Raw genomic sequence first — 13247 nt, forward strand, 5'->3', positions numbered from 1 at the left:
AAGTCCTGATGTCACATCCAAGCGCTCCGGAACCATCAGACCTGCCAACAATGACAATCGGTGTGGACATTGGCGGGACCAAAACCGAAGCCGTTGCCATCGACCGGAACAACAACGTTCTGCACACCCGGCGCATCCCCACCGGCCACGGAAACCGGGAACTGCTTCGCACTCTGTTCGAGGTCATCGAAGACCTCCGAAGCGCCAGCGGTCTGTCAGGCTACTCCGTAGCCAACCTGGGCATCGGTATTCCCGGCACCGTTGACGCCACCGCAGGGGCCGTCTCAAATGCGGTGAACGTCCGCGTCAGCCATTTGCAGCTAGGCCCGCTCGCACACCGTGAGCTCGGACTCAACGTCCATATCGAAAACGACGTCAACGCCGCCGCTCTCGGCGCCCACCATCTCCTCTCCCCCGCCCCGGACTCCAAGGGGCTTTCCAGCGCCTACCTGAATTTGGGCACGGGCCTGGCTGCAGGGTTTATCAGCAACGGATCACTGGTCCGAGGCGCCTCGGGAGCGGCCGGCGAAATTGGTCACCTCCCTACAGGCCTGCACACGGATCGATGCCCGTGCGGTCAAACGGGCTGCCTGGAAATGCTTGCCTCGGGGTCCGGTATCGACCGTCAATGGGAGAGCGACGGCCCTTGGCCGGCAGTGTCGCTGTTCGACAAGGCACTTACCGGCGATCCACAGGCAAGGGTGATCCAGAACCGATTCTTCCAGGCCGCCGCCGCTGCGATCCGGATTCTCGGGCTCACCTATGATCCCGCCGCCGTCTACATCGGTGGAGGTCTGAACGCCCTCGGACAACCGCTGCTCAGCGGCCTCCGCCAGGAACTCGTGCGCGCCGAAATGCAGTCACCGTTCCTTGCCGGACTTGCCCTGGGGGAACGCGTCCGGCTCGTGCCGCCCGGTTTGCCCATCGGGGCAGTCGGGGCCGCAATCTCGGCTACCGCCTGACCAAGCCCGGCCCATCAAGCTTCAACTACCCGCCCCACCCTGCGAACCACGGAACCGAAAGACACAAACCATTGGAAATCATCATCCTCGCCACCCCCGCAGACGTTGCCCGCACGGCCGCCGATGTGATTGAACAGCAGGTCCGGCTCGGACCCGCTGTGCTCGGCCTGGCCACCGGCTCGACTCCGCTGGGCACGTATCGGGAGCTCATTGAACGTCACCGGAAGCACCGCGTGAGCTTTAACCAAACACAGGCTTTCCTACTCGATGAATACGTGGGCCTTCCCACCGCGCATCCGCAGTCCTACCACTCTGTCATCCGCGCCGACTTTACCGGCAGCGTCGACTTCCGCCCCGGCAGCGTGCACGGACTTAACGGGATGGCAGGTGACGCAGAAGCGGAAACCGCCGAGTATGAAGGCCGCATCGCAGCCGCTGGAGGCGTGGACGTGCAGCTCCTGGGGATTGGCGCGGACGGGCACCTGGGCTTCAACGAGCCCATGTCATCAATGTCTTCACGGACCAGGATCAAGACCCTCACCCGTCAGACCCGGCAAGACAACGCACGCTTCTTCACACACGTCGATGACGTACCGAACCACGTTCTGACACAGGGCCTGGGCACCATCCGCGAAGCCCGGCATCTGCTGCTGCTGGCCACTGGAAGGGCTAAGGCGGAAGCCGTCGCAGCTGCCGTAGAAGGCCCGGTGGCGGCCAGTTGCCCAGCATCGGCGTTGCAGCTGCACCCGCATGTCTCCGTTCTCGTCGATGAGGCGGCGGCCTCACAGCTGGCGCACCGTGAGTATTACTCAGACACCTACGGGCGCAAACCCGCCTGGCAGGGTCTCTGACCTTCCCCGCTGTGTTCCTGGGCCCCACCACCGTGCACGCTTCCACAGCCGCCGCGGATGAAGGGCGTCAAGGCGCGCACTGGCGGAACAGCAAGACGAAGAGTACCAGCACCGAGAGTGGGAGGCCTTTGGATGAGACGGGATTTGATACTTCGTGGCCACGTGGTCACCGGGAGCATGGATATTGACGACGGTCTTATCGCCGTCAGTGGCGACCGAATCTCCTACGCGGGCCCAGCCACAGAATTCCCCGGCAACCCCGGCAGGGCTGAAACAGCTGGACACTTGCTGATGCCGGGGCTGGTGGATCTGCATTGCCATGGAGCGTTCGGTTCCGACTTCTCGGAAGGGACCCTCGAGGGTTCCCGGGCCGCTGCCCGATACCTGCACAGCAAAGGGACCACCACGCTGCTCGCCAGCCTCGTAACAGCCCCACGGGAAGACCTGATCCGCAACCTCCAAACGCTTCAAACGCTAACCCATGAAGGCATCGTCGCCGGCTCGCATCTGGAAGGGCCGTTTCTCGCAGCCGGCCACTGCGGCGCGCACGACCCGGCCCTGCTGCTGGAGCCGGACCCGGCGCTGATGGCATCCCTGCTCACGGCGGCCGGCCCCTCACTGTCGACCATGACCCTTGCCGCCGAACTCCCCGGCGCCGCAGACCTGGTGAACATGCTCACTCAGCAAGGCGCCACCCCATCCCTGGGCCACACCGCGGCCGCCCACGCCGTCGCCACCGAATTTCTCGCCCACGCTGCCACCGGCCTAGGACTGTCAACGTCCTCGGCTGGCCGCCGACCCACCGTCACGCACCTCTTCAACGCAATGCCCGGCCTCCACCACCGATCCCCGGGCCCGGTCGCCGCCAGCCTAAGCGCCGCACAGGCCGGAAAGGCGGTCCTGGAACTCATCGCGGACGGGGTCCACCTCGCCCCCGAAACGGTGAAGCTGGTTTTCGATTCAGTCGGAGCAGACAACATCGCCCTGGTCACAGATTCCATGGCTGCCACCGGCCTGCAGGACGGCCATTACCAGCTCGGGAGCCTCGCCGTCACGGTGCAGCAAGGAATAGCCCGGCTGGACAGCAACGGCGCCATAGCCGGGGGCACCGCAACTTTGCTGGACGTTGTACGCACTGCGGTAGCAGCAGGTGTCCCGCTGCAGCACGCCGTGATGTCAGCGACCGCAGTACCGGCGGAAGTCTTGGGGCGGTCCGCCAACATCGGCGACCTGCGCCCAGGCATGTCGGCCGACATCGTTGTCGTTGACCACGACTTGAATCTCAGTGCGGTGTTTCGGCAAGGTGCGAGAATCGCTTCCCTGGAACGGAAAGCCGTATAGACAAAAACGGGCCAAGCAAACTCCCGATCTGCTAAAAGCCGCGCCAACCGCTGGCTTTTAGGTTAATGACGCACTAAACCAGCGGCCGTAAGAATCAGCGGTGCAGCCAGGACCGGCCCTGTTGGGCTACTCAATGAGGAGATCTCACATGTCTTTTTCCATGAATCGCCGTCAACTGCTGCAGACCGGCGGAGTTGCCGGATTGGCCGGCGCCTTTGCTTCGATGGCTTCCGGACCTGCCAATGCCGCGAAGCCTTTATCTGCGTCCGGGCCGCAGATCATTGACTTGGGACCCGCCGTCGTACAGTTTTCGCTGATGAGTTCGCTCTTGGTGGGCGATACCGTATACATCGGCTCACGGAACCTGAATCCCGTGCGGATCATCGGATTTCACCTGCCCACCGGGCGGGTGACGTCCAGGACCGATCTCGGCTCGGGTTACAGCATCCAGGCCCTGGCCGCCGATTCCTCGGGGCGGTATTTGTACGCCGGTGTGCTGCGGGACGGCGTCGACGGCAAGCCGAACATCTACCGCTGGGACCTGAGCACGCCTTCCTCTCCGGCGGTGGGTGTGGGCGAGACCGGCGACCGGGATATCCGGGCGTTGGCCGTGGCTCCCGATGGCAAGGTGTACGCGGCCGGCGGCGGCCTCACCACGAATGCGCCGTCCCTCTGGGAATACGATCCCGCCACGAATGCCACCACCAGTTGGGGAGTCCCTGACCCTGGAGCAACCATCGCCCAGGCCGTCGCAGCGACGGCGAACTACGTGTATTTCGGCACCGGCAGCACACTCGGCGGTGGCAACGGATCCAGCCCGGGCCGGTTGTTCGCCTTCGACCGGACCACGAAGACTTTCACCAACATTATCCCGGCGGAGCTCGCAGCCGGGGTCTCCGTGACGTCGCTCAGCCTGCTGGACGGGCAGCTCGGCGTCGGCGTGAAGGCACCGGGGAAGTCGGCGCTGATCAGCCTGGCCGATCATTCGAAGTACACCATCATTGCCAAGACCGGTGTCATGTTCCGGCAGCTGGGGAACCAGGTGTTCTTCGTCAAGGAACCCGGCGTGTGGTCCTACAACATGGCCACCAAGAAGATCACGCAGATCCTCACCGAGGACGTCGGCGCCATGTGGGGCCTGGACGTCTATCTTGATAAGGCCCTGACGGTCTCTTCCTACGATGTGATCGAGATCGACCCCGTGGCCAAGTCCGCGGTAAAGCGCAACCTTACCGAGGCCGGGGCTCCGGGTGGGCCGCAGCTGGGCATGGGCCTGGCTGCGGGTGCCGGGGATGTCTACGTGGGCGGAACAGGTGTGATCGCCCGGCATCAGTTGGCTTCGTCCACTGTCACCTACCTGCGCGCCACCGGTGAAGCCAAGGACGCCGTGGTGGTGGGCGGAGTGCTGTTCACGGGACAGTACAACTCCCGCGGCATCCTGACCTACGATCCCACCACCGGCCAACTCCCCTTCCAGGTGGCCGCTCTTCCCGCAGGCCAGAACCGCCCCTTGGATGTCTGCTGGGACGCAGTCAACGGCCTGGTGATCGCCGGCGCGCAGAATGACACCGGCGGCGGCGGATGTTTCGCGGCCTACAACCCCGCCAGCACCCAGGTGATCACCAAAGTGAACCCGATCGATGCCCTCCAAATGGTCCGTGCGGTGGCCACCCGCTGGGGAACCGCCTACCTCGGTGGCGACAACATCTACGCCGATGGCCCACGCAGCACGGTGGTGGCTTGGGATCCGGTGGCAAACCAGGAGCTGTGGCGCCTCGATCCGGGCCAGACCGCGGGAATCGCTGCCATGGCCGTCCAGGGCAAGTACCTCTATGGCATGTCCCGGCGCGCCGCGGGACTGTTCGTCATCGACCTGGAAACCCGCCAGGTGGTCCATCGCGGCGACCTCAGCAGCGTATGCACCGACTTCGGCGCCCTGCAGGTCAGCCGCGGCATTGTGTACGGCGTTTCCGACACCACCGTTTTCCGCATCGATCCCATGACGTTCGCAGTTTCCGTTGTGGCGTCCGGCATCAACGGCGGCTGGTACAGCGGTCCACACATCACCGCCGACGAGGACGGCCTCCTATACACGCTGCAGGGACCCAACCTGGTGCGGATCGACGACCGGCAAGCGATGCAGACGCTGCGGAAAGCCAACTGACGCGCAGATAGCCGTGAAGGGTCGCGGTCAGGCCGTCCGGACCGGCTGCCACCCTTCGGGCTGTGTGTCCCGCGCCGAAAACAATCCTTCCAAGACCAAGCACGCCGCTCCCCTGGCTACAGCGGCATGGTCGGCCGCAACCGCTTCAATCCCGGGAGGAGGAGTATTCGAATGCCGGAACTGCCCAAGGAACGCCGTTGTCGCCTGTTCCGCAAAGCTCCCCACCTGAGCCTCGGGCGCGAACCCCACCACCACGCGTTCCGGCGCCAGAACCTTGGCGACGTTCGCCATTCCGGTCCCCAGCTGAGCGGATGCGTCGGCAATGAGGTGGGTATCGACGTCGGGCGTCACCTCCCGGTGCTGGCCCGCGCGCAACAGTTCCTGTTCCATTCCCCACAGGCTCCCGTAGGTTTCCAGGCAGTCCTCCGCCCCGCAGTGGCAGGGCCGGGCCGGGCCGCCGTTGTTCATGGCCCGGGTGTGGGCGAAGCCACCGGCGGCGCCGTTGAAGCCGCGCTGGATGCGCCCCTCAACCACGACGGCGGCCCCCAGGCTGATGCCGACGCTAAAGACGAGCATGTCCCGGCCGGTGAAAGAACCGTCGAACAGGAGTCCGCGGGCGTAGGCGTTGACGTAGCTGTCAAGGATGGCCGGCTGGCCGGATGCTTGCTCGATGATCCCCTGGAACGGTACGTCTGCCCAGTCCATGGCCCCGCTGTGCCGGACCAGGCCACCGGCCTGGTCCACCACGCCGGACACTGCAATGCCCACGCCAATCAGTTTGGTGGCGTTTTCCCCGGCCGCGTCTGCGACGGCTTTGGCCGCGGCCGCGGCGGCGTCATCGGGCTGCGTGGAATTCAGCGGCTCGGTATGGGTGGCCACCACGCTGCCGCGCAAATCAACGACAACGGCGAGCGCCTCCGTGGCGGACAGCCGCACCCCGGCGGCGAAGACACCGTCCCGGCCGAGCTCCAGCAAGCGCGCGGGCCGGCCGCCGGTCCCGCGTTCGATCTCCGTTTCCACCAGGAGTTGCTGCTGGAGCAGCTTGTTGGTGATGCCCGTAATGCTGGCGGGGCTGAGCCCTGTGTGGCCCGCGATGGTTGCCCGCGAAACCGGCGACTGGGTGCGCACAACGTCGAGCACCAAGGCCTCGTTGATCTCCCTGATCAGGGCCTTGCTTCCTGCGCGTGGCTTCATGGCACGGGTCTCCTAGGGTTACGCCGCATGGGAACTCCCCCATTCTGGCATCGGCCGCCGGATGGCTGCTTGTCTCCGTCCATTGTACTTATTTTAGTCATTGACAAAACTAACTACAGGTCAGTAGCGTCGTCGCCATGAACCTCAACGACGGCGTTGTACGCTCACCCAACGCTTCCCCACTCCGGATTCTCCTGGGCATCCCCGAGGCCGAATTCGACGCCTTCTTCCCCGCAGACACCTTGGGCGCCCTCAGCGGGCTGGGCCAGATCACCATCGCCGAACCAGCGGCTTTGCAGTCCCCCGGGGCTTTCGAAGCCGCCGCAGGCGAGGCAGAAGTAGCCATCACGGCGTGGGGCTTCCCGCGCCTCGACGCCGAACGCCTGGCCATGGCCCCAAAACTCCGCTGCGTCCTCCACGCAGCCTCGTCCGTACACTTCCTGGTCAGTGACGACTTCTGGGACGCGGGCATTCCCATCTCGCAGTCCGGGGCGGCAATGGCACCTGCGGTTGCCGAACTCTCCCTTGTTTTCACGCTGGCCCTGCTGCGCCGCCTCGAACTCATGGACGTCAGGCTCCGCTCAGGCGCCACGTGGGACGAAGCCCGCAACGTCAGGCGTGCGCGGGAGATTTCCGGCGCACGCATCGGCGTCGTGGGGGCGTCGCGCACGGGCCGCCGCTATGTCGAGGCCTGCCTCGCTCTCGGCGCCGACGTCAGCATCTACGATCCGTACCTCACGGCAGACGATGTGCTGGCCGCACGCTCAACCACGCTGGACTCCTTGCTGGCCGGGAGTGATGTGGTAGCCATCCACGCACCGGACACCCCGGAAACCCGGGGGCTCATCGGCAAACAGCAGCTGGCACTCCTCAAAGATGGCGCCGCCTTCGTCAATACCGCCCGCTCCACGATCGTGGACATGGCTGCCCTTTTCGCCGAAGTGTCCTCAGGCCGGATCGACGCCGCACTGGATGTGTTCGATGACGAGCCGCTGCCGGCAGACGATCCCTGGCGCGGCCTCCCCAACGCCCTCCTCACCCCGCACATCGCCGGCGCCACGGAGGATTCCCGGCGCAGGGCCGGCCTCATCGTGGTGGACGAACTCCGCCGCTTCCTTGCCGGTCAGCCACTGGAACACGCCCTGACCCGCACCGATCTGGAAAGGATGGGCTAGTCCCATGCGCAACATCCTCCTGCTGCACTGCCACGACCTGGGCCGCTTCCTGGGAAGCTACGGGGTGGGCAGCGTCTCCACTCCCCACCTCGATGCCCTGGCCGGCGAATCGGCGTTGTTTGAGCAGGCCTTCGCCACTGCACCGCACTGCAGCCCGGCCCGTGCCTCGCTGTTCACGGGCACCTACCCCCAAAGCAATGGAGTCCTCGGCCTCACCCACGATCCTTTCGCCTGGGACCTCAACGAACCCCGCCTCCACATCGCGAACCGCCTCAAGTCCGTGGGCTACCGGACTGAACTGGTGGGCGTGCACCACGAATCACGCGTACTGCCCGATGACGAAGTCGCCACCAGGCTCGGGTTTGACCGCGCCAGGACCGGCGGTGCGCGCGACGTCGTCGTCAGCCGCGCGACTGATGCCCTCCACAGAATGGCCGCCGGCGGCAGTCCGTTCTACCTCCAGGTCGGCTTCACCGAACCCCACCGCGTCCCCTCACAGCACGACCGTCCCGGCGTCATGGGCTTCCTGGCCGACGGCGTCGCGCCGGACGCATCGCGTGGACACAACATCCCGCCGTACCTGCTGGACGATTCAGGTTCCCGCGAGGAGATCGCCGAGCTCCAAGGCGCCGTGAAGCACATGGACGAAGGCGTGGGACGCATCCTCGCAGAACTCGACGCACTGGGCCTCCGCGAGAACACCGTGGTGCTGTTCACCACGGATCACGGACTCGCGCTGCCACGCGCCAAATGCACCCTGTACGACGCCGGACTGGAAGTTGCGCTGATGCTGCGCGTTCCAGGAAACACGGCTTGGTCAGGGAGACGGATAGCGGACATCGTCAGCCATGTGGACGTGCTGCCGACGTTGCTGGATATTTCCGGCCACACAGTGCCAGCGGACCTGCCGGGGACCAGCCTCCGGGCGGCGGTGGAAAGCGGCGAACCCGTCCGCCAACACTGCTTCAGCCAGTTGACCTTCCACACCTACTACGACCCCAAACGGTCAGTGCGGACCTCCACGCACAAGCTGATCGTCAACTTCTCCAACGCACCCCGCGCCATGGATCCCACCCAATCCTGGGTCCACCGCAGCCTGCCCGTGGACCTGGGCGGCCCCACCATCGGCACCAGCCCGGCCTTGGAACTCTATGACCTCGGCGCGGACCCGGCGGAACTGGACAACGAGGCCGGCAATCCGGCCCAAGCGGAAATCCTCCGGCAACTGTCCGCCGCGCTCTTCGCCTGGATGCGGGAGACGGACGATCCCCTCCTGGAACCCGCACCCACCCACGCCGCGCGCCACAGCATTGCGCTCAAACACCTCCACGACGCCAGCCTCACCCCCAGCAGAAAGTAAACCGATCATGTTCACACGAAAACTGCACCGGCCCGCAGCCTTGGCTGCCGCCGTCGTTACCGCAACAGCCCTGGCCCTGACCGCCTGCGGCGGCCCTTCCTCATCGTCGAGCGACGCCGGGCCGGCAAACGGCAAAGTCACTCTCTGGATGTACCCCGTCATCAAGGACGAGACGGCCAGCAAGAAGTTCTGGCAGGACACCGAGGCCGCCTTCGAAAAAGCCAACCCGGGAATCGACCTGACCATCGAACTGCAAACGTTCGACAAGCGCGATGCCCAGATTTCGGCGGCGTTGGCCGCCGGCTCAGGACCCGACGTCGTGCTCATTACGCCCGACCAGGCAGCCACCTACCGGAACGTCCGCGGGCTGCTGCCGGTGGACGACGCCGTGTCCAAAGACAAAAACTCCTTCTACCCGAACACCCTGGACGCCGCGGCCTTCGACGAGCAACTGTTCGGCGTGCCCCTGTTCCAGAACATCAACACCACCGCCTACAACACCAAGATCTTCAAGGACGCCGGTCTGGAACTGCCGAAGACCTGGGACGACCTCCGGGCGGCCGCACCTGTGCTGGCCAAACAGGGCGTCGCCGTCATGGACTACGCGGGCAGCCCTGAACAGACCCTGAACCTGTCCTTCTATCCGTTGCTGTGGCAGGCCGGTGGCAAGGTCTTCAGCGATGACGCCAAGGACATTGCTTTCGATTCGGCAGAGGGCGAATCCGCTCTGCAACTCCTGGTGGACCTCAAGAAGGCCGGAGGCCTGCCCATCGACGCCGCCACGGATGGCCCCAAGGTGGAGGGCGCTCCGATCGCCACCGGCAAGGCTGCCATGCGGGCCACTACCTCCCTGCCTGAGCTCAAGCAGATGCGGGCCGCCCTGGGAGCAGAGAACGTTGCCCTCGGAGAACCCCTGACGGGCAAGGACCAGGCAACGTATGGGAACCCCGGCCTCCTGGCGCTGACCTCCATCAACAAGAAGGAAAACCGGCAAGCCGCTTACACGGTGATGGACTACCTGAGCTCGGCCGCCTCGCAGAAAGCCCTCAACGCCGCCGCAGGCAACCTGCCTACCCGCGAGGACGCTGCCGTCCTCGGTGACGATGCGGATTCCAAAGCCATGGCAGCCGCACTCAAGGCCGCGAACCCCGGCGAATCCTCACCGGTAGCCCGCCAGGTGATGGGTGCCCTCGCACCGAACATCCAGGCCGCCCTCCGCGGCGACCTCACACCCAAGGAAGCCCTGGCCAAGGCCGCCACGGAAGCCCGCGGCATCCTGCAGCGCGCGGCCCGCTGATCCGATCCAGCAGATAGGTTTCCCATGTCCATCCAAACCCAGCCCCGCTCCACCGCCAGCGCGGCCGCACCGCCACCTGCTCCGCTGAAGAAGGTCCGCAACCGGGAGGCCCTGGCCGGCATCCTCTTCGTCCTACCCACGCTGATGATCTTCGGGCTCTTCAAATTCCTGCCCATCTTCGGGGCGGGGGCCATGAGCCTGACCCAGTACAGCCTGAACGGTGATTTCGAGTTTCTGGGCGCCGACAACTACACGCGCCTCGCGGCCGACCCGAATTTCTGGCAAAGCCTGCGCGTCACGTTCATCTACGTGGCGATCTTCGTTCCGTTCATCATCGCCGTCTCCCTGGCCGGGGCCGTCCTGCTGGACAAACTGGTCCGTTTCACCGGTACGTTCCGGGCACTCCTGTTCATCCCCTACCTGAGCTCGTTCGTCATGGCAGGCATCATCTGGACCTGGATATTCTCCACCGACGGTCCCCTGAACGCGGCACTCGGTGGGATGGGCCTGGGTCCGGTGCCGTTCACGTCCGGCCCGCAACTCCTGGTGCTGCTGTCCCTGGCAGTGGTGTCGGTGTGGAAAGGCTTCGGCTACTCCATGCTGATCTTCCTCGCCGGGCTTAAGGCGCAGCCAGCCGAAGTCCACGAGGCCGCCCGGATCGACGGCGCAGGAGCCTGGAAGTCGTTCTGGTACGTGACGTTGCCGCTCCTGAAACCCGTGGTGTTCTTCGTCCTGATCATTGAGACGATCGTCGGCTTTCAGGGCTTCGACACTATCTACGTCATGACCGGCGGCGGACCCGCCCGGGCCAGCCACAGCCTCATCTACTTCCTGTTCGACGAAGGCTTCAAATTCTTCGACTTCGGCTATGCCTCGGCCGTGGGTGTGGTGCTGTTCCTGATTGTGCTGGTGCTGTCCCTGGTCCAGCAACGCTTCTTCGAAGGAAAGGACTCCAAGTGACAGCCGTCATCTCCCCACCCGCCCCTCCGGGCTCCAAACGGCGCAGCACCGAGAAGCGCCGGCAAAGGACCCTCACCTGGGTCCTCGCGGTGATCTCCCTCTTCACCGTGGCGCCCTTGCTCGCCGTCGTCGTCCTGGCGCTCTCCCCCGCCGATGCCCCAACCATTCCGTACGCTGTGCCGTCGTCGTTGACCTTCGACAACATCGTCCGGATCTTCAACGTGGGCGAATTCCCGCTCTGGTTCTGGAACTCCTTCGCGTACTCCGCAGTGTCCGTAGTGGTTGTCCTGCTCACCGCTTCCATGGCCGCCTACGCCCTGGCCCGTAAACGATTCCCGGGACGCAACGCCCTGCTGTGGGCGATCATCGCCACCCTGATGGTTCCGGTGCAGGCCACACTTATTCCCACGTTCATCCTCATCTCCAAGATGGGCGGAGTTAACACGCTCTGGGGCCTCATCCTGCCCACGCTGGCCAACGCACAAGCCATCTTCCTGATCCGGCAATTCGTGAAAGACATGCCCGAGGAACTCTTCGACGCCGCCCGCATCGACGGAGCCGGGGAATGGCGGACCTTCGCCCAGATAGTGCTGCCCTTGATCCGGCCGGTTCTGGCAACCCTCGCAATCTTCGTGTTTCTCTGGCATTGGAATGACCTCCTGTGGCCACTCGTCGTGGGCCAATCGGACACCGCCCGCACCTTGACCGTGGGCCTGGCCACCCTCAACACCGAAACCGCGTCCACGTCCAACGTCATGGCCGCCACCTTGGTCAGCTTCATCCCCTGCCTGGTGATTTTTGCCCTCCTGCAAAAGCACATCGTCGCGAGCATCACCCACAGCGGAGTCAAGGGATGAGCACTGATTCTGCTGCACCGATCCGGTTCGGCCTGATCGGCGTGGATTCGCCACATGCGCCGTCGTTCACGCGCCTCTTCGGGAACGGGTTCGACGGCGTGGTCCCCGGCGGAACGGTGACACACGCCTGGAAGGGGGTGCCGGCGTCGGACTTTCCGTTGAGCCGCGACCGCAATGACGACTTTGCCGCCCAAGTGGCCGCGCTTGGGGTTACGCTGTGCGATTCGCCGGAGGCTGTGGCCGAAGCCTGCGATGCCCTGCTGATCGTTGCCGCCGACACCCGCACCCACCCGGAGTACTTCAGACGGGTGGTGGAGTTCGGCAAGCCCATATATGTGGACACCCGTTTTGCGTTGTCACTTGCCGACGCCAAGCGCATGCTTGAACTGGCCGGCGCCTCCGGCAGCCTCGTTCTGACAGGATCCCCCAAACGCTTCACACCAGAGTTCCGGGCCGTACAGTCCCGCGGCCCCGCCCGACAAATATCGCTCACCGGTCCCATGCCGACTCAACCCGGACACCCAGGCCTGGCCTGGTACGGTGTCCACCTCATTGACCTGGCAGTTGCTTCCCTCGGACCCGCGGCCGGACCGTCAGGTACAGTCACCGTCCACTCCCACAAAACCGCCAACCCTGCCGGCACAACGGACGTAACGATCAGTTGGGAGGACGGACGCGAGGCGACGTTCCGGGGCGAGTCAGCCTGGAGCCCCCTAACAAGCGGGACTATCAAGACAAATGAAAGGACGAAAAGCTTTTCTATCGAGGCCTGCCCTGAGATGCTGACAGGCCTCCTAACCAACATCGTCGAGTCCATCCGCGCTGACAAACCAAACCTGCCAGCAGACGAAGTCCTCAGCATCGTGGCCCTCATCGAAGCCGCTAACCGGAGCATAGACAGCGGGACTCCCGTGACCACAGGAGACATTCGATGGCCCTGTTGACAGAGCAAAATGTAAGAGGTGGCATCGATAGCGCCGGCCCACCACCCGCCGTGACGTACCAGCCTTCAACCAATATCAACGGTGGCGAGTACACGGCCATCGGCGACAAAGCATTCGGCAGTTCACCCATCCCCACTTCAGA

The 13247-nt window shown here is 64.8% G+C and carries 11 protein-coding genes; 10 read left to right on the plus strand and 1 reads right to left on the minus strand.

Features of this window, described 5'->3' with window-relative positions:
* Positions 1-8: 8 nt before the first annotated feature.
* From AC1DBN_RS02655 to AC1DBN_RS02670, 4 genes are all read left to right on the plus strand, one after another.
* A complete protein-coding gene (locus tag AC1DBN_RS02655) occupies positions 9-962 on the plus strand; it encodes an ROK family protein (RefSeq protein WP_477722521.1) in 954 nt (317 codons plus the stop codon).
* A 71-nt stretch (positions 963-1033) separates the two neighbouring features.
* Positions 1034-1813, plus strand: coding sequence for a glucosamine-6-phosphate deaminase (nagB, locus tag AC1DBN_RS02660; protein WP_477722522.1), 780 nt, complete (start codon positions 1034-1036; stop codon positions 1811-1813).
* Between the two features lie 132 nt (positions 1814-1945).
* The gene (locus tag AC1DBN_RS02665; protein ID WP_314213328.1) at positions 1946-3154 is read left to right on the plus strand and encodes an N-acetylglucosamine-6-phosphate deacetylase; all 1209 of its coding nucleotides are present in this window, start codon (positions 1946-1948) and stop codon (positions 3152-3154) included.
* 160 nt (positions 3155-3314) lie between these two features.
* Positions 3315-5318, plus strand: a complete 2004-nt coding sequence (locus tag AC1DBN_RS02670) for a twin-arginine translocation signal domain-containing protein (RefSeq protein WP_477722538.1) — start codon at positions 3315-3317, stop codon at positions 5316-5318.
* A 27-nt stretch (positions 5319-5345) separates the two neighbouring features.
* Here AC1DBN_RS02670 and AC1DBN_RS02675 read toward each other — a convergent pair whose 3' ends face one another.
* Positions 5346-6512: an ROK family protein gene (locus AC1DBN_RS02675; protein WP_314213329.1), complete on the minus strand. Its 1167-nt coding sequence runs from the start codon at positions 6510-6512 to the stop codon at positions 5346-5348.
* Between the two features lie 137 nt (positions 6513-6649).
* On the opposite strand from AC1DBN_RS02675, the gene AC1DBN_RS02680 reads away from it, so the two are divergent.
* From AC1DBN_RS02680 to AC1DBN_RS02705, 6 genes are read left to right on the plus strand one after another with little or no spacing between them, the layout of a single operon-like run.
* Entirely contained in the window at positions 6650-7687 is a 1038-nt protein-coding gene (locus tag AC1DBN_RS02680; protein WP_091719729.1) for a hydroxyacid dehydrogenase, read from the plus strand.
* Between the two features lie 4 nt (positions 7688-7691).
* A complete protein-coding gene (locus tag AC1DBN_RS02685) occupies positions 7692-9047 on the plus strand; it encodes a sulfatase family protein (protein ID WP_091719727.1) in 1356 nt (451 codons plus the stop codon).
* A 7-nt stretch (positions 9048-9054) separates the two neighbouring features.
* Complete coding sequence (locus AC1DBN_RS02690; RefSeq protein WP_091719725.1) at positions 9055-10344, plus strand: extracellular solute-binding protein; 1290 nt, start codon at positions 9055-9057, stop codon at positions 10342-10344.
* Between the two features lie 24 nt (positions 10345-10368).
* Complete coding sequence (locus tag AC1DBN_RS02695) at positions 10369-11304, plus strand: carbohydrate ABC transporter permease (RefSeq protein ID WP_091719723.1); 936 nt, start codon at positions 10369-10371, stop codon at positions 11302-11304.
* Positions 11301-12161: a carbohydrate ABC transporter permease gene (locus AC1DBN_RS02700; protein WP_231994251.1), complete on the plus strand. Its 861-nt coding sequence runs from the start codon at positions 11301-11303 to the stop codon at positions 12159-12161. The genes AC1DBN_RS02695 and AC1DBN_RS02700 overlap by 4 nt, the downstream gene beginning before the upstream one ends.
* On the plus strand, positions 12158-13105 hold the full coding sequence (locus tag AC1DBN_RS02705) for a Gfo/Idh/MocA family protein (protein WP_091719720.1): 948 nt from the start codon (positions 12158-12160) through the stop codon (positions 13103-13105). The genes AC1DBN_RS02700 and AC1DBN_RS02705 overlap by 4 nt, the downstream gene beginning before the upstream one ends.
* Positions 13106-13247 lie beyond the last annotated feature (142 nt).

The organism is Pseudarthrobacter sp. 10T415, from assembly GCF_056394175.1.